At 43.6% G+C, this 16,860-nt stretch carries 16 protein-coding genes; 11 read left to right on the plus strand and 5 right to left on the minus strand.

Going from position 1 to position 16,860, the window contains the following annotated elements:
* Positions 1-29: 29 nt before the first annotated feature.
* The 4 genes from GNIT_RS17095 (at position 30) to GNIT_RS17110 (ending at position 4,784) form a co-directional block, all read left to right on the plus strand.
* Positions 30-2,330: a TonB-dependent receptor gene (locus GNIT_RS17095; RefSeq protein WP_014110574.1), complete on the plus strand. Its 2,301-nt coding sequence runs from the start codon at positions 30-32 to the stop codon at positions 2,328-2,330.
* Between the two features lie 19 nt (positions 2,331-2,349).
* Complete coding sequence (locus GNIT_RS17100) at positions 2,350-3,030, plus strand: Fe2+-dependent dioxygenase (RefSeq protein WP_014110575.1); 681 nt, start codon at positions 2,350-2,352, stop codon at positions 3,028-3,030.
* 97 nt (positions 3,031-3,127) lie between these two features.
* Entirely contained in the window at positions 3,128-4,306 is a 1,179-nt protein-coding gene (locus tag GNIT_RS17105; protein WP_014110576.1) for an iron-containing alcohol dehydrogenase, read from the plus strand.
* Positions 4,307-4,418: 112 nt separating this feature from the next.
* Positions 4,419-4,784: an acyl-CoA thioesterase gene (locus tag GNIT_RS17110; protein WP_420492364.1), complete on the plus strand. Its 366-nt coding sequence runs from the start codon at positions 4,419-4,421 to the stop codon at positions 4,782-4,784.
* Here the strand turns inward: GNIT_RS17110 and tmpT are convergent.
* From tmpT to GNIT_RS17125, 3 genes are all read right to left on the minus strand, one after another.
* Positions 4,770-5,411, minus strand: a complete 642-nt coding sequence (gene tmpT / locus GNIT_RS17115) for a thiopurine S-methyltransferase (RefSeq protein ID WP_014110578.1) — start codon at positions 5,409-5,411, stop codon at positions 4,770-4,772. The two genes, GNIT_RS17110 and tmpT, sit on opposite strands and share 15 nt — an antisense overlap.
* A gap of 86 nt (positions 5,412-5,497) precedes the next feature.
* Positions 5,498-6,106: an acyl carrier protein phosphodiesterase gene (locus GNIT_RS17120; protein ID WP_014110579.1), complete on the minus strand. Its 609-nt coding sequence runs from the start codon at positions 6,104-6,106 to the stop codon at positions 5,498-5,500.
* Positions 6,107-6,165: 59 nt separating this feature from the next.
* Positions 6,166-6,600, minus strand: a complete 435-nt coding sequence (locus tag GNIT_RS17125) for a DUF1294 domain-containing protein (protein ID WP_014110580.1) — start codon at positions 6,598-6,600, stop codon at positions 6,166-6,168.
* A gap of 110 nt (positions 6,601-6,710) precedes the next feature.
* Between GNIT_RS17125 and GNIT_RS17130 the strand changes: the two genes are divergently transcribed.
* Complete coding sequence (locus GNIT_RS17130) at positions 6,711-7,547, plus strand: phytanoyl-CoA dioxygenase family protein (RefSeq protein ID WP_014110581.1); 837 nt, start codon at positions 6,711-6,713, stop codon at positions 7,545-7,547.
* A gap of 32 nt (positions 7,548-7,579) precedes the next feature.
* On the opposite strand, the gene GNIT_RS17135 is transcribed toward GNIT_RS17130, so the two are convergent.
* Together GNIT_RS17135 and GNIT_RS17140 are read right to left on the minus strand one after the other, a co-directional pair.
* Positions 7,580-8,050: a BamJ family beta-barrel-assembly machinery protein gene (locus tag GNIT_RS17135; RefSeq protein WP_014110582.1), complete on the minus strand. Its 471-nt coding sequence runs from the start codon at positions 8,048-8,050 to the stop codon at positions 7,580-7,582.
* A 106-nt stretch (positions 8,051-8,156) separates the two neighbouring features.
* Positions 8,157-9,101 (minus strand): MBL fold metallo-hydrolase, encoded by a 945-nt coding sequence (locus tag GNIT_RS17140; protein ID WP_041246498.1) that lies wholly within the window; start codon positions 9,099-9,101, stop codon positions 8,157-8,159.
* A 391-nt stretch (positions 9,102-9,492) separates the two neighbouring features.
* Between GNIT_RS17140 and GNIT_RS17145 the strand changes: the two genes are divergently transcribed.
* From GNIT_RS17145 to GNIT_RS17170, 6 genes are all read left to right on the plus strand, one after another.
* Positions 9,493-10,749, plus strand: a complete 1,257-nt coding sequence (locus GNIT_RS17145) for an efflux RND transporter periplasmic adaptor subunit (protein WP_014110586.1) — start codon at positions 9,493-9,495, stop codon at positions 10,747-10,749.
* 54 nt (positions 10,750-10,803) lie between these two features.
* The gene (locus GNIT_RS17150; protein ID WP_014110587.1) at positions 10,804-11,535 is read left to right on the plus strand and encodes an ABC transporter ATP-binding protein; all 732 of its coding nucleotides are present in this window, start codon (positions 10,804-10,806) and stop codon (positions 11,533-11,535) included.
* Position 11,536: 1 nt separating this feature from the next.
* Complete coding sequence (locus tag GNIT_RS17155; RefSeq protein ID WP_014110588.1) at positions 11,537-12,850, plus strand: ABC transporter permease; 1,314 nt, start codon at positions 11,537-11,539, stop codon at positions 12,848-12,850.
* An 8-nt stretch (positions 12,851-12,858) separates the two neighbouring features.
* Positions 12,859-14,064, plus strand: coding sequence for an ABC transporter permease (locus GNIT_RS17160; RefSeq protein ID WP_014110589.1), 1,206 nt, complete (start codon positions 12,859-12,861; stop codon positions 14,062-14,064).
* Between the two features lie 94 nt (positions 14,065-14,158).
* Positions 14,159-15,517 (plus strand): sigma-54-dependent transcriptional regulator, encoded by a 1,359-nt coding sequence (locus GNIT_RS17165; RefSeq protein ID WP_014110590.1) that lies wholly within the window; start codon positions 14,159-14,161, stop codon positions 15,515-15,517.
* Complete coding sequence (locus tag GNIT_RS17170; RefSeq protein ID WP_014110591.1) at positions 15,517-16,827, plus strand: sensor histidine kinase; 1,311 nt, start codon at positions 15,517-15,519, stop codon at positions 16,825-16,827. The genes GNIT_RS17165 and GNIT_RS17170 overlap by 1 nt, the downstream gene beginning before the upstream one ends.
* Positions 16,828-16,860: the final 33 nt, after the last annotated feature.

The raw sequence follows: 16,860 nt of genomic DNA on the forward strand, positions 1-16,860 counted from the left end.
TCAATAATTAAAAAGGAACGTTGCCGATTATGTCTTCTCCCCAAAACAAGCGCACAAATCTTGGCTCTCATGCACTGTTAACAACTCTCGCCCTTACAATGGGCCAAGCCTACGCAACTGAAACGCCTCAGTGCGATGAAACTGACAAAGAGTGCAGTCAGCAGGCTATCGAATTAATCAAAGTGCACGGTGTGCGTTACTCCGTATATAACGTCAAAGAGTCGGGTGACTTGCGAAGAGTTGCAGACTTAGTCGATACCCCACAAACCATTACAGTATTAACCAAAGACCAAATTGAAGAGTCGGGTAAAACAGACTTAAAGGAAATCCTAGCGGCGCAAGCTGGGGTAACATTAGGTACGGGTGAGAATGGTAACGCCTTTGGTGACCGTTATATTATTCGTGGTCACGAGGCGCGCTCGGACGTTTTCGTTGATGGTTTGCGTGACCCAGGCATGACCACCCGCGAAAGCTTTGCAACGCAGCAAGTTGAAATTACTAAAGGCCCCAGCTCCACTTTCGCCGGCAGAGGATCATCGGGCGGCGCCGTGAATAGCATTACCAAAAAAGCCTCAACGGCCTATGACTTTGGGCGCGTTGACTTGAGTGTTGGCACTGATGATCACCACAGAATAGTGGTGGACTACAACACGCCTATCGCAACTAATTTAGCCACCCGAATCAACTTATTAAGTACCGAAGAAGACGCTCCAAATAGAAATGGTATTGGCCGCAGCAGACAGGGTGCATTGCTATCAGGTCTCTATGATAATACCGATGATTTGCGCGTTTACTCCGATTTTTATTACTTAAAAGCCGAGGATACGCCCGACCTAGGCAGTTACCTCGACAGCGATACAAAAACTCCGGTTGAAGACATTCCAGTTTACGCACAAAGCAACGACTTCCTTGATTCTGAAGTGTTTGCTTTTACGCTTCGCACAGAATATGACATTAACGATAATCTCAAGTTTTTCAATGCTACCCGATACGGTGAAACCACCAATGGCTATTTATCAACCGGTGCTAACGGCAGTGTGCGCGCTGATGAAGACCCCTTCGCACCCGGCGGAAATACAATTGTGCTAAGTACGCATCAAGGCTGGCAGGAAGTAAAATACTTCGCCACTCAGTTCAACTTATTTTGGGATGTGAGCACCGGCAGTATCGATCACAAAGTACTGCTTGGCCTTGAATTTACCGACGAAAAAGTCGACAACGGATTCTATGACGTCAGCTATAACAACGAAACTAACTGCTTCACCTCAGGTCGCAGAGGCGTTAGCGCGGGCTACTGTTTACTTGATGAGTCTGGTGAGGTTTATCCAAATGCGAGTAACATTATTGGGCGTTCATTTGAAAAAGGTGACTCCGACGCCTTATTTTCAGCTAAAACCATAGCTGCTTACGTCATGGACACCGCTACAATCAACGAGCACTGGCAGGTGTTCTTTGGTTTACGCCAAGACACAATCGACTACAGCAACGATGTTGTTAGTAGAGGTGATGCAATTGACTATGCGTATAAAGATGATTTCTACAACGGACATTTAGGCTTGGTATACAGTATTTTTGACGACGCTAATATTTACGCAACTTACTCCACAGCAACGAATATCAACGGTGGCGAGTCGGACTTAGGCGCAAACTGCGGGTATGGTGGATTATGCGGTGACCCAGATCAAGCAGCAATGGCCGATCCGGAAACCGTTGAAAATATTGAATTTGGAACGAAGTGGTCAGTCTTAGACGAGAAGCTATTCATTGCCGCAGCATGGTTTCAATTAACCAAATACGACGTGATGGAAAGTGTAGGCGATGCTTATTCAACCTTAGGCACCTTAAATACCGGTAAGAACCGTGTTGATGGTATCGAATTAGCGATGAACGGTAATTTAACCGAGCAACTTAGTGTTCAAATCAGTGCTGCTAAAATGCGTTCGGAAGTGCTCACTTCAGTGGATGAAAGCAATGTTGGTCTTGAATTAAGTAACTTTGCGGGTGATAGTTTTTATATGCAGCTTCGCTACCAGTTAACTGACACATTCGCTTTTGGTGGTGACTTTACCTACAAGGGTGAAATGTATGGCGGACAACCCGATACCGCCGCGTCATATGATGCAACAAGAAATGAGTACAGCATTATTGTGCCAAATTACAGCGTGGTTAATTTATTCGCCAATTATACCGTGTCTGAAAATACCACCGTTCGCGTGAACATTGGCAACGTTGCTGATACTGAATACTGGACCGCTGCTTACAGATCTGGAGCATTCATGTATTTAGGCGATGCACGTTCAGCACGAGCCACCTTAACCTACGAGTTCTAACTAAACAGGAGCTATTTTAATGGTCTTGATTGAGCAGCTATTATCAAAAAAAGAAGTACATGAGTATCGGCAAACGCTTGATCAAGTGCCATGGAATGATGGCAAAGGAACTGCCATGGGTATGGCTGCATCAGTTAAGCTAAACGGTCAAGCTGATGCAAACCACCCTCAAGTTCAGGACCTAACAAATAAGCTGTTAGCAAAATTTGGGAGTACGCCCAAACTGATTTCCGCTGCACTTCCGCATCGCATTTTTCCACCTTGTTTTAACCGGTATTTAGAAGGTGAAACCTATGGTTTTCATGTCGATGCCGCGATTATGCGTATACCCAATAGCAATGAAGTACTGCGTTCAGATATGTCGATGACCACTTTTTTGTCAGAAGCGGATGAATATGAAGGCGGCGAACTGATCATTCAAACCGAGTTTGGTGAACAAAAAATTAAGCTCAATGCGGGTGATGCTGTTCTTTATCCATCCAGCAGTTTACATAAAGTTACGCCGGTAAGCAGCGGTATCAGAGTGGCGGCAATAACCTGGATGCAAAGCCTAGTGCCCAATGCACACATGCGAGAAACCTTATATTCACTCGACCAAAGCATTCAAGGCTTGCTGGCAAACCCTGCGGTTACTCGGGAGGAGCTCGATCGGCTACATCATGTTTATCACAATTTGATCCGTCAGCAATCGCAAGTATAGAGCAGAGAGAACGAATACATGATGGATATTGCCGTAAGATAGTGACACCAAGGTTTGATTGTGAAAATATAGCATGGTCGTTTGATAAGGATTAACAATGAAGCCCTTTATATTTTCTACCACCAAGTCGATAATTGGTGAAATAGGCGTTACAGCTAGAATTGCTGAACTATGCCATTCATTGAATATCACAAGACCACTCATCGTCACCGATAAAGGCATTGTTGATCTAGGCCTCATAGCGCCTATCGCCAATGCGTTTAATAATGCCCAAATGCAGTATTGGTGTTTTGATAAGGTTGTTGCCGATCCACCCGAAGCAATCGTAATTGAAACAGTAGACTATGCCAAACAAGCTAAAGTCGATGGTGTTATTGGCCTTGGCGGCGGTAGTTCACTCGATACGGCAAAGCTAGTTGCACTGCTCGCAAACTCAGAAGAAAGCATTGCTGATATCTACGGCGTCGACAATATTAAAGGCAAACGCTTACCCTTAATACTCATTCCAACCACCGCGGGAACAGGCTCAGAAGTCACGCCTATTTCCATTGTAACAACCGGTGAAACAACCAAAGCCGGCATTGTTTCAGCTGAACTATTACCCGACATTGCTTTACTGGATGCCAGTTTAACGGTCAGCCTACCGCCTCATATAACCGCTGCCACCGGCATTGATGCCATGGTGCATGCTATCGAAGCCTTCACCAGCGTGATTAAAAAGAATGTATTGTCTGATATGTTAGCGAAAAGCGCGTTGGATTTGCTTTCTAAAAACATTGTTGAAGCTACGTTTAACGGCGAAAATTTACAAGCTCGCCAAGCCATGCTGCTCGGCTCTTGTTTGGCTGGGCAGGCATTTGCAAATGCGCCCGTTGGTGCTGTGCATGCGCTGGCCTATCCATTAGGCGGACAGTTCCATATTGCGCATGGTTTAAGTAATGCCTTAGTGTTGCCGCATGTTATGACCTTTAATAAAAGCCATTGTGCCGATTTATATGCACAGCTCGCTGTTCACATTGTGCCTAGCATTAACAATGACGATGATGCTGATATTGAAAAAACCACTGATAGTCTCATTCACTATTTGCATGAATTAATAGCTAAACTGCAGCTGCCTCAATCATTAGCTGAATTAGGTATTGAAGAAAAGCACATCGACTCATTAGCCAATGACGCACTAGAGCAACAGCGTTTACTTATCAATAATCCTAAAGCAGTTTCATTAGAGGACGCGAAACAGATTTATCACAATGCGCTGAGTGGCCAACGCAATTAACCGTTAAATAGACAGTGAAATAAAGAGTAAAATAGAAAGCACAATGGAGAATAAATTGGACAGTAAACACTTAAATGATTTTGCTTACCATCTGCCAATAACCACAAGGTGGATGGACAATGACATGTATGGCCACGTTAACAACGTTAACTACTACTCCTACTTTGATACGGTCATAAATCAGTTTCTAATCGAAAAAGCCGATTTTGATCCTGTCACCAGCAAGCAAATAGGGTTTATCGTGAAGTCGAGCTGCGAATATCTTCGTCCGGTTGCTTACCCACAAAAGCTAACGGGTGCATTCAAAGTGATGCGCGTTGGCACTAGTTCAGTCGATTACGCGGTAGGCATCTTCAACGAAGACAATATACTCTCTGCTATCGGCTACCTAACTCATGTTTTTGTTGACCGCAGCACTCAAAAACCCATGCCGATAACAGGAAAGCTACTTGAGGCAATGACCTTAGCACTTGTCTAAGAGTAAAAACACGCTTTCGTAAACCTCGTCTTGGCCACGAAATCCACCAGCCACTTTACCTCGATACAGTTGAGTGATGTTGAAGTACTGCTGGTAAACCTCATGAACAGTTTCGCTCGGTACGCTAAACGGTGGGCCGGCGAATAGGGATTGGTCATAGTCGTAGGTCACAACAAACTGTTTGCAGGCCTTGCTTATCATGCGTAAATGTTGACTGTAACGATTTCGCAGGGGTTCAGGCAAAGCGACCAATGCGCCTCTATCGAACACGCCATCAATGCTGCCAACATCTTCTGCAGATAGAGTAAAAAAGTCACCTACGTAGACAATCAAATTCGCCACTGAGTATTTGCTTAAGCTGCCGTGCGATTCAATGTGAGGCTCTACACCTAAGTCTTCGAATAATGCTTTCACTGCGCTTTCGTTAAGCTCAATTGCCACAACCGACAAGCCTTTCGCTAGAAACCAGCCAATGTCTTTAGTTTTGCCACACAAAGGCACAAACACCCGACCATTCTCAGGCAGCTGCCATTGCTCAAAATACGCTTTTAATAAAGTATTGCCTTCATTTTCATGAAAGCCTATCTCATTCTTTTTCCAGCGGCGATGCCAAAAATCAGGTTCCATTAAGTCTGCCTTTTTCTTCTTTGTATTTAACAGGATTTATCTAGCGCTCTATTCATAGAAGCAATACGCGTACTTAGTGTAGAAATTCAAATACGACTTTGCTTATGCACCAGCTCTTCAACCTTAGCATGACTAAACTCGATTAACTCAGGATAAAAAGCAAGAAAACTAGACTGTAATTCTTGCTCATTGTGTTGAATAAATTCAATCGCTTCGTTTGCAAATAATACTCTATGACCTAGGCGTCTTTCAATCTGTAAGAATGAGCGTTCACAGCTTTCTGCATACTGATAATCAGACAACCAACGGTGAGTTAATAAACCCTCGCGAACTTGTTGAAAGCGCTCACTAATACTATGAGGATATTGTTCAACTTCAGCATAAAAATGTCCGAGTAGTTTGTCTAGTTCCCTATCGGTGAATTGAGCCCAATTGGCACACAACAAGTGGTCGAAGTAGATATCGATGACAATGCCAGACATTCGCCTAATCGATTTAGGAAACAAGGCCCTCAGCGCTTTTACCTGCGCATGACTGTCGGTGTAGCTGTCAATCCTGCGGTGAAGCTGAATACCTAGCTGATGTTCATCATTCAGATGCGACAAATCGCTACCTTTCACAAAATCACCAAAAAAATTGCCCAGCATACTCGTATCAGTAATGTGAGCGAGGTGAATGTGCGCTAAGTAATTCATGTTTCAATGCATCCCTAAAATCAATGAACTCATAAATATGAATGCCATAACGATCGTGGTTATTGAAGCAAACCCATGGCGTTGACTATTAAGGCCAGAATATCCGCACCATAAGGCGAAAGCAACCAGACTAACACTGACAAATTAATAACCACAGTTAACCAAAATATCTGCCTAAAGTCTTTTTTAGATGATTTGTGCCGCAACAACTGCTGCGCTAAGGCAGCTCCGGGCCAACCGCCCAGCATTGCCAAAATCTGCAGCGTGCTTTCTGATGTTCGCCATTTATTTCGTTGAGCTTTGAACTTGTCATAAGCGTAAATGAAAAAAGTAATAACACTTAAGGCATAATAGGCGTATTTAATCTGTTTTGGCAAATAGCCCATGTATGACGCTAACGTCATTGCTATGAGAAACCCAATGGCCAGCACGATTGAGAACGTACTGACGTTTGATTTCTGCTTCTTTTTGAGTTTTTCGCCAGCGTACGCCATATTTTCCTTTTTTTGATAGTAAGTTAAATGTAAAAAATAGCTTGGCAATGTAAATTTGAATACGGCAAACTAAAAGCGCCAAAAATAGGCAATGACACAAGAGACCAACGATGCTCAACAATCAGCAAAAGCAAGACTTTCAACAGCAAGGCTATGTAGTTCTTTCTGAGTTATTTAGCCATCAACAAATTAACACCTTGAAAGCCGCCGCTTTAAAAATTGTTGACGATTTCGACCCGGAATCGACGCGCTCTATATTCTCAACTGAAACCGAATCTAACACCAATCGAGACGACTACTTTTTAAGTTCCGACGATAAAGTGCGGTGCTTTTTTGAAGAAGATGCATTCTCTTCCAGCGGCGAATTACAGCAAGCAAAAGCACTCAGCATCAATAAAATAGGGCATGCTTTGCATGTCTTATCACCTGAGTTTGCCGCATTTAGTCAGTCAAAAACCATTGCGAAAATAGCCGAAGACTTAGGCGTTGTTTCACCTGAAATTCGTCAGTCGATGTACATATTCAAACAACCCAAAATTGGTGGTGTTATTCGATGGCACCAAGATGCGAGCTATTTTTTCACTGCGCCGCAATCGGTAGTTACATTTTGGTTTGCGATAGAAGACGCAACGATAGAGAACGGTTGCTTACAAGTTGATAAACAAGGCGCTGACTTTGTGCTTAAAGAGCAGTTCAAGCGCTATGCCGATGACCAAACCGAATTACTTACTCTTGAAAACATCGACTGGCCAACGCAAGACCGCGCTTTACCACTTGAGGTAAAAGCTGGCTCGCTGGTTGTATTCAACGGCGCCTTACCGCATTTCAGTGCAGCCAATCGTTCGAATAAATCACGTCATGCATTTACGCTGCACATTACCTCTGCCGAAGCTAAATACGATGAGCATAACTGGCTGCGTGCAGCGCCGGTTCGGATCCATTCATAGATCCGATTGTGACGAAAAACGGCTTTCCTTTGTTATTGAATTTCTAACAATTCAACTTCAAAAATAAGCAAAGCACCTGGCTTTATTTTCCCAGTTGCTCTGTTGCCGTACGCTAACTCTGCGGGAATAAAGAATCTAAATTTATCGCCAACAACCATTAATTGAACGCCCTCGGTCCAGCCTCTAATCACTTGATTTAAGGGAAAGCTAATCGGCTCACCGCGATCTACTGAGCTATCAAATACAGTGCCGTCCAGCAACATACCGTGGTAGTGCACATTGACCATTGAACTTGCACTTGGGTGATCATTTCCATCGCCTTTTTGTAATATTTCATACTGCAAACCAGACGCCGTTTCTTCTACACCTTCTTTAGCTTTATTGGTTTCTAAAAACGCTTTTCCCGCCGCAACATTTTCAATTGCTAATTTCTTATTACTGGAGTTTCTGGTGAAGTAAAATATCGCCAATCCAATGACTACGGCTAACACAATAAATTTCATATCTTATCCTGATGATGTAAATAGGTTGGTATTCTAGCATTCGATTCTTCGCATGATAAAACTAAATCCTGTACGCATGCTATTTATGCTTCGTTGAATTCGATTATCAGTGCTTATGCTCATTACTTTGCACTTCAAGCACCGTTCCAGGGGCAGAAAAATAGGCTTTTCCAGACCGAATCAAAGCTGGCGGAACCTGTTTGGGAACGTGCACACCTATACTTTTATTAGCATTGATTCGGTAATCTAAAATGTAGTTTCCCATGCTGTCTAAAAAAAACCAATATGGTGGAAATGCGACAGTCGTTTTTTGCTGATCCCAAAAGTCAGCCAAGGGCCTGAAATGCGAATCGTTCGGATCGGCATCGCCCATATGCATAAAGGTGGGTCTTTCGTGTTTATCATCTTCAGCATTTGTTGGCATCGTTACCCGATAAACAATATTGCTTACCTCCGCTCTGCCTGGCCAGCCGGCATGAGGAATGCGCACTGCATCAACTTGAATGCTGTCTACCGCAATACTGTTTATTTCAGTGCCATTTATCTCGGTATCATTTGCGCTATTCGCTTTACCTACATCCAGTTCGAAGCTGATCGGCTTGTCTTTGTAAGCTAAATCGATTGCCGTGATCCGGTCTTTAATGTTGTCAAACTGCGCCAACTTTTGCATTTCAGCAATAGCTTGAGTAGGGGCAACTAATTTAACGGCAGGGTGCTTCAACATATAGACCAGCATATCTTGCTCGGCAAAGTGATCACCATGCGCGTGACTCACAAAAATAGCGCTGATGTTATCGTAAGGCGCTGTATTGTTCATAATTGCATTAATTATTTTCTCTGGAACGAGTTGATATGTGCCGTAGTCATTGTGAAAGAATGGGTCAAACAACACCTTCACATCGCCAGCAGAAATCATCACACCTTCATTAGCCAAGTAGGTCGCTGTAGTTTCTTTATCATGAGCAATCACTTGTAGCGGTATCAAAATAACTATTAGGTAAACAAACATGCAGGCTCGCTTCAGAGCGACGCTTAATTCAGGTGATTTCATCAATGCCTCAAAACAACAATACTCAGAGGCAATAATAGCGTTAATTTATCGGCAAGTACCGTCTTAAGCACAATAAATTAGGATCGGGTCTTTTGGATAGGTTTTATTATATTAACGATTTTTATTTAAAAGTGTCCGCGACGGACACTTTACCTGTCCGCGGACATTTATCAATAGAGTGAATAAAAATATTCCTTTTACTTATCATGACCTTAACTTTTGGCACAATACTCGCAACAAGCTAAGTATAAGTCTGCAAATCTAACGAATTTAGGGAGTATTACAATGTTAGCGATGTATATGTTCATTTCTCCAGTTTGCGTACTCGTGTTAGCCAGCATATTCAGTGCATTGGTTTCACGTTTTGAGAATAACGATTTAGGTGCTGAGCATGATTAAAGATACCAGTGCTCAAGATGTTGCCGTTGATACCAAAACTAACTCAAAGAAAATGGTTGTTATTGCGGTAGTGGGCATCTTGTTCATAGCGTTAGCTGCTAATGCGTTCTTTGGGCAATCGTCTGCTAGCCGCTCCTTCGACCGTTCTTCAGTGCAAATAGCAAGGGTTGAAGTAGGTGACTTAGTGAGAGATATTGTTGCCAATGGGCGCATCGTTGCAGCCAATGCACCCCAAGTGTATAGCCCAGAGCAAGGCTTCGTTAACTTAAATGTAAAAGCGGGTGATGAAGTTTTTGTTGACCAAGTTGTTGCGATAGTTGATAGCCCTGAGCTTGCCAACCAACTCAAGCAGCAAGTATCGGAAATGGATCGTCTTAAAGGCGAATTAGCGAGACAAAAGCTCGATGCACGCAGTCAAACACTGCAACTGACCAAGCTACTCGATATTGCGCAAGTTGACTTGGAAGCAGCGCAACGCGAAAACCGTCGCGCTAATGCATCAATGAAAAACAATCTGATTAGCCAAATCGATTTCGAAAAAGCCGTTGACGACCTAGCAAGAGCAACGCTCACGCAAAAACATGCAGAGGAAGAAGTTGCGATTGCAAAGGACCGCCTAGCCTTTGAACTAGAAAGCGCAAAAAGCACAGTATTACGTCAAACACTGGTTGTTGAAGAACTCGAACGTAAAATTTCCGAGTTAAATATTTTAGCGACCGTTAATGGTGTTGTCGGCAACCTCTTGGTTCAACCTCGCGCATTAGTAAATAAAAACGATGCATTAATGACCCTCGTCGATTTGAGTGCTTACGAAGTAGAGCTGAACGTGGCAGAAAGCTATGCCAACGATCTCGCTATCGGCATGCAGGCAGAAATTACGATTGCAGGTGAAAAGCTGATGGGCAAATTGTCCTCCATTTCTCCAGAAGTTAAGGAACGCCAAGTCACAACGCGTGTTCGCTTCGATCAGCGGCAGTTATCCGGTATTCGTCAAAACCAGCAAGTATCCGCGCGAGTTTTGCTAGAAAACAAATCGCAAGTTGTGAAAGTTCGTCGCGGCAGCTTCATGCAGGCAGGCGGTTTTTTTGCTTACAAACTGGATGGCAATATTGCGAAAAAAATCGATATTCAGCTAGGTGCAACAAGCATGCGTGAAGTAGAAGTGCTTGCCGGACTGAGCCCGAATGACCAAATTATTATCTCAAATTACGATGAATTTATTGGTACCGAGACTTTCTTACTCAATTAAGAGCAAAACGCGGTACAAGCCCAAACAGAACAAAAATAGGCAAGGAAAATAACAATGTTAAGCATGAAAAATATAAGCAAGGTTTATCAAACTGAAAAGGTGCAAACACACGCTTTACGTGACTTCGACTTAGAGGTACAAGAAGGTGAGTTTATCGCGGTTACTGGTCCATCTGGCTCGGGTAAAACAACTTTTCTGAATATTGCTGGCATGCTTGAGCCTTTCACTGGCGGCGACTACATGCTCGACGACGTTAATGTAGGTTCGCTTTCAGACAACCAGCGCGCCGATTTGCGCAATCAAAAAATAGGCTTCATCTTTCAAGGTTTCAACCTAATTCCTGACTTAAATTTATATGAGAATATTGAAGTGCCTCTTCGCTATCGCGGCATTAAGTCCGCAGAGAGAAAACGCCGTATTGAACAGTGCCTAGAGAAAGTTGGATTAGCCAGTAGAGCCAAGCATTTACCACAGCAGCTTTCGGGCGGACAGCAGCAGCGTGTTGCGATTGCTAGAGCACTTGCCGGCGAACCACGTTTTTTACTTGCCGATGAACCAACCGGAAACCTTGATAGCTTGATGGCCCGCCAAGTGATGGAGCTACTGGAAGATATTAACCGTGAAGGTTCTACTATCATCATGGTTACGCATGACCAAGAGTTAGCTCGCCGTGCACCAAGAAATATACAGGTGGTTGACGGACAGTTGGCTGACTTTACGCTTTATCAAAATAAAACTATGGATACTATTGCTGCCCAAGCAGGCCATCCTGCAGTTGAGGTGTAACATGCTACTACATTACATTGATTTGAGCTGGCGCAGTTTAAAGCGCACTCCCTTGGTGTCATTTTTAATGATACTAGCAATTGCTGTCGGTATTGGTATTACGATGACCAGCCTGTCGGTATATCACATGATGTCGATGGATCCTATTCCGCAAAAAAGCAAACAGCTTTTTGCCGTGCAGCTTAACACCACAGATGATGGCACTAACTGGTGGACAGAAGATAATGTCCCTTTGCAGCTGACATACAAAGACGCAATGGCACTGCATAACGCAGAAACGCCAACACGTAAAACAGCCTCCATGCGTTCCGGTTTTACCGTGCATTTAAATAATCAGGAATTAAAGCCATTTCTTTCGGATGCTCGCCTTATTGGCCGCGACTTCTTCCCAATGTTTGAGCGCGACTTTGTATACGGCAGTGCCTGGACACTAGAGCAAGAGAACTCCTCAGCCCCGGTTGTCGTGATAAACGAAGAGCTTAACGACCGTTTGTTCGGTGGTGTAAGCTCAGTCGGTAAACAGGTTTATCTTGATGACACCGTTTTCACCATAGTTGGCGTTATGAAGCAGTGGGACTCGCATACCAAGTATTACGATCTAAACAATGGTGCGTTTGACTCGCCGGAGCCGATGTTTATTCCAATTACGCTGGTTGCCCCGATGCAAATAGCAAGTTGGGGTAACAACAACGGATGGAAGCACGAAGCCGTTACCACGTTCGAAGGCCAACTCCAGTCTGAAATATTTTGGCTGCAGTTCTGGGCAGAACTCAATACAACAGCCGAAGTGCAGAGTTACAGAAATTACTTACAGGCTTATTTAGAAGAGCAGGGACAATTAGGCAGATTCAATCGCGCGGTCCCTGAATTTAATCTTCAAAATGTGAATGAGTGGATGGAATACAACAATGTTGTAACTACCGACAATAAAGTGCTTCTAGGTCTCAGCTTTCTTTTCCTTGCAGTCTGTTTAGCAAACATATTAGGACTTTTATTAGGAAAGTTTTTACGCCGAGCACCCGAAATTGGTGTACGCCGCGCATTAGGGGCAAGCAAGAGACAGATTTTTCTACAGCATTTAGTTGAAGTCTCTCTCCTAGGATTCTTAGGTGGTTTACTTGGTATTGCCATTGCCCAGCTTGGTTTGTGGGGAGTTCGCTCAACCAGCAACGAGTACAATGCATTGGCTACAATGGACTTAAGTATGTTATTAGCCGCACCAACGATTGCCATCAGCGCTTGTATTATTGCTGGGCTATATCCCGCTTGGTTAGTCTGTAGAACGCAACCCGCAATCTACCTCAAAACACAATAGGAGCTATCATGTTGGAAATTAAACCGATATTTAATTCACTGCTGCGCTCAAAAGCGGGCGCTCTGATGCTGCTAGTTCAGATTGCATTGACCACCATGATCGTCAGCAATGCCGCATCTATCATATTTGATCGCATTCAGTATCTTTCTCAAGAAACTGGTTATCCGGAGGATGAGATATTCAGTTTTAGCGTCATGTCTTTTGATAAAACACTCGATTTAACGCAGAAGTTTGAAGAAACCGAAACAATGTTAAGAAACATTACTGGAGTTAAAAACGCAGGCCTATTTAATGCCGTACCTGTTTCGGGCAGTGGCTCGGCAACAGGCCTTGGCTTGCAGCCAGCAAACGAGCGCGGACAAGATTCGAGAGCAGCTTATTATATGGCTGACGAGAATGCATTAGACACGCTGGGCATTAGTTTGATTGAAGGTCGTAACATTCGAGCTGACGAAGTTATCGAATCACAAACTCGAGAAGTCTTTCCCAAGGTCGTATTGCTAACGAAAACGCTAGCTGACGAATTATTTCCCTCTGGAGACGCGCTTGGACAAACTGTATATTTTGGAGACACACCACTAGAAATCATCGGCATAACTGAAAAAATGATGGGTCCTTGGCTAAAAGATAGTCGTCCCGACAATGTTGCTATTATTCCTTTTGTGGGTGCATCAACTTTTCAAAAGATAATTGTAAGAACCGATCCAGACCAGCGCGCTGCCATTATGCGTCAAATTGAAGATATTATGTTGGAGGACCAAAACAAGCGAGTTATCGTCGGCTTACGCGGCATGGATGAAGCAAAGGAAATGTATAATGCTGCCGACACTCTTATGTTACGCATGCTAGTGGTGCTCATTGTAGTATTGCTATCCGTCACAGCCTTAGGTATTTTTGGTTTGACTGTATTCAACATCAATAAGCGTACAAAACAGATTGGAACTCGCCGGGCCCTAGGTGCTCGAAAATCGGCTATCATTAATTATTTTTTAGTCGAAAACATTATCATCTGCTCAGCTGGTACCGCGGTAGGATCAATAGCCGCTATATTTTTAGGACAGAGCTTGCTTAATTTTTATTCGCTGCCGGCGCTCGATATTTTGTACATTGTGTTTACGGTGGTTTTCGTCGTGATTATTAGTATATTGTCAGTAATTATGCCAGCCAACAGAGCGGCAAATATATCCCCGAGCATTGCAACTCGTAGTATTTGATTAACGAAGTTGGTAGGCTCTCGAATAAGTTAGGGTTTTGCTGATAAACGCTAACTTTTTCAACAAAGGACGTAACTAAAACAATGAGTGGAAAATGGACAAGATATTAATTGTTGATGACACGCCTGCAGTGCTTCAAGCCTTATCTTTATTGCTTGAAATTCATGGCTATGACGTCGTCACAACCACCTCCCCAGAACAAGCAATACAGTATGTCAATCAGTTACGCGTATCACTTGTAATACAAGACATGAACTTTACTGGGGACACCACATCAGGTGAAGAAGGAAAAAGTTTATTCTATAAGGTGCGCGAACTTGACCCGCATTTACCGGTTATCTTAATTACGGCTTGGACCGACCTAGAGCAAGCCATTGAATTAGTGAAGGCTGGCGCGGTGGATTACATTGCCAAACCTTGGGACGATCAAAAGCTGCTTAATACAATTGCCAATCTCGTTGCACTGGGCAAAGCAAATCAAGCGACCGAAAAGTTAAAGCGCCAGCAGGATGCAACCGCGAATACTCAAACTGCAGCCAACAACATTGGCCTTATTTACGCAAGTTCAGCGATGCAGCGCGTTGTTGATATGGCTGTTCAAGTGGCTAAGTCGGATATTTCCGTGCTCATTACCGGTGCGAATGGCAGCGGTAAAGAAAAAATAGCAGAGGTAATACAAGCTCACTCACAAATAGCCAGTGGCCCATTCATAAAAATCAATTGCGGCGCTTTGCCCGCTGACCTAATCGAAGCTGAGCTATTTGGCGCAGAAGCCGGGGCATACACGGGAGCGAATAAAAAGCGTATAGGCTTATTCGAAGCCGCTGATGGCGGTACTTTATTTTTAGATGAAATAGGTAATTTACCTTATTCTGGTCAAACTAAATTGTTACGCGTAATTCAAACTGGCGAATTTCAGCGCCTCGGCTCGGTTAACACGATAAAAACCAAAGTACGCGTCATTTCAGCAACTAACAGTAATTTACAAGACGCAATTGCCGTTGGTGAATTCCGCGAAGACTTATATTACCGACTCAACGTTATTGAATTACAAGTGCCGTCTATGGCAGAAAGAATCGATGACATCATGCCTTTGGTAAGCCATTTTTTACCTAGTCGTAAATTAAGCTTGTCGGCTGAAAATGAATTAAAAAAACACAGTTGGCAGGGTAACGTCAGAGAAATCGAAAACACGTGCAAGAGAGTGGCAGTTTTAAAACCAACAGGTGTAATTGAAGCGAATGATTTTGCGTTTTCAATGCATCAGCAAAGCTCTTCAAATACTGCGAATGAGGCTCGCAGCCCACAAACTATCGCTGCAGAACCGACAAAAGAAGATCTGGAAACCGCAATGCGTGAACTTCAAGGCGTGATTGCTCGTGTTGCTAGGAAATTCGGCATGAGTAGACAAGCCCTCTATCGACGTTTAGACAAATACGGTATCCCTTACTAATGTTTGCAAATGTTCTACCTCGAATTTTAGCGATTGTTGCCATCGTAAGTGCCATTTGCACCATTCCCTTGTTCTTTATTAGCGTGCTGCCATTGAATGCGAAAATAGCCATTGCATTAGGAATGGTGATGTTTAGCGTTGTTTTCGCTCGTTTTTTGTTAAGAGATATTCGCGAAGGCTTATCCGCTCTTGAGCTGGGAATGCTAAATTTAAAAGACGGTGAATATGCGACCACACTTTCTTATCAAAACAAAGATGAGCTAGGAAAGCTCTGTGAGCTTTACAATAGCACCGCACTTCAGCTTCGAGCAGAAAAACACTGGCTATATCAACGAGAGCTTCTATTAGATAAAGTCACTCAAAGCTCGCCAGAGGTTTTGTTTTTAGTTAACGACACTCAGCAAGTTATCTTCAGTAATATCGCCGCGCGACGCTTCTTCAAGCGTCCAAAGGGCATTGATGGAGAACTCTTGGCGACATTACTAGAAAACGCGCCTAGAGGTGCTGAAGTAGCTATTGATAGCCGTAGAGAAGGCTTATTCACAGTAGTGGTTGACGCCAATGAACCTCAAACATGGCATATGTCGTTAGGCAGCTTTTCACTAAACAACCAGTCACACACACTTTTTATCATAAAGCAGATGACGCGAGAGCTTAGCCGACAAGAGGTTGCTGTTTGGAAGAAAGTCATCCGCGTGATCAGTCACGAATTAAATAACTCACTTGGCCCGATTTCCTCAATGCTGCACAGCGGAAAAATACTCAGCGAAAATCTTGAAGAAGCTCGCTTAGCGAGGGTGTTTTCGACAATCGATGAACGGATTAAGCACTTGAGTGACTTTGTACAAGGCTACGGCAAGTTTGCAAAGTTACCTGAACCCAAAATTCAGGCGAACGACTGGCACACGGTGTTGAGTAAACTTAAGTCACAGTGGCAGTTTATCGACTTGTCAGAGCAAGATGAGACTGTTTATGCAGAGACTGTTTATGCTGATCCAGTTCAATTAGAGCAACTCCTGATAAATTTACTTAAAAATGCGTACGAATCAGGTTCAAATCCAGATGAGATAAGCATTAAACTTGAACAACGAAAATCAGAGTCGTGTATTACCGTTATAGACAAGGGTAAAGGCATATCCGATGCTGTTATGGCCAATGCGCTGATTCCCTTTTATTCGACCAAACCAGCCGGTAGCGGCCTCGGCCTTGCGCTTTGTCGCGAAATCACCGACGCGCATCACGGCCAAATAGGTTTGTACAATCAAGATGAAGGCGGTTTAGCCGTGAGAGTTGTGTTGCCGTTTCACTAAGCCGACAAACGATTTAAGCTGCACCTTTCGAAC

The sequence above is a fragment of the Glaciecola nitratireducens FR1064 genome, from assembly GCF_000226565.1.
GTDB classification, from domain to species: Bacteria; Pseudomonadota; Gammaproteobacteria; order Enterobacterales; family Alteromonadaceae; genus Glaciecola; species Glaciecola nitratireducens.

Coding starts and splice junctions, on each gene's coding strand:
- GNIT_RS17170 (WP_014110591.1), top strand. CDS start 15,517: ATGTTTGCAAATGTTCTACCTCGAATTTTAGCGATTGTTGCCATCGTA.
- GNIT_RS17110 (WP_420492364.1), top strand. CDS start 4,419: ATGGACAATGACATGTATGGCCACGTTAACAACGTTAACTACTACTCC.
- GNIT_RS17145 (WP_014110586.1), top strand. CDS start 9,493: ATGATTAAAGATACCAGTGCTCAAGATGTTGCCGTTGATACCAAAACT.
- GNIT_RS17150 (WP_014110587.1), top strand. CDS start 10,804: ATGTTAAGCATGAAAAATATAAGCAAGGTTTATCAAACTGAAAAGGTG.
- GNIT_RS17130 (WP_014110581.1), top strand. CDS start 6,711: ATGCTCAACAATCAGCAAAAGCAAGACTTTCAACAGCAAGGCTATGTA.
- GNIT_RS17125 (WP_014110580.1), bottom strand. CDS start 6,600: ATGGCGTACGCTGGCGAAAAACTCAAAAAGAAGCAGAAATCAAACGTC.
- GNIT_RS17120 (WP_014110579.1), bottom strand. CDS start 6,106: ATGAATTACTTAGCGCACATTCACCTCGCTCACATTACTGATACGAGT.
- GNIT_RS17100 (WP_014110575.1), top strand. CDS start 2,350: ATGGTCTTGATTGAGCAGCTATTATCAAAAAAAGAAGTACATGAGTAT.
- GNIT_RS17105 (WP_014110576.1), top strand. CDS start 3,128: ATGAAGCCCTTTATATTTTCTACCACCAAGTCGATAATTGGTGAAATA.
- GNIT_RS17135 (WP_014110582.1), bottom strand. CDS start 8,050: ATGAAATTTATTGTGTTAGCCGTAGTCATTGGATTGGCGATATTTTAC.
- GNIT_RS17165 (WP_014110590.1), top strand. CDS start 14,159: ATGGACAAGATATTAATTGTTGATGACACGCCTGCAGTGCTTCAAGCC.
- GNIT_RS17160 (WP_014110589.1), top strand. CDS start 12,859: ATGTTGGAAATTAAACCGATATTTAATTCACTGCTGCGCTCAAAAGCG.
- tmpT (WP_014110578.1), bottom strand. CDS start 5,411: ATGGAACCTGATTTTTGGCATCGCCGCTGGAAAAAGAATGAGATAGGC.
- GNIT_RS17155 (WP_014110588.1), top strand. CDS start 11,537: ATGCTACTACATTACATTGATTTGAGCTGGCGCAGTTTAAAGCGCACT.
- GNIT_RS17095 (WP_014110574.1), top strand. CDS start 30: ATGTCTTCTCCCCAAAACAAGCGCACAAATCTTGGCTCTCATGCACTG.
- GNIT_RS17140 (WP_041246498.1), bottom strand. CDS start 9,101: ATGAAATCACCTGAATTAAGCGTCGCTCTGAAGCGAGCCTGCATGTTT.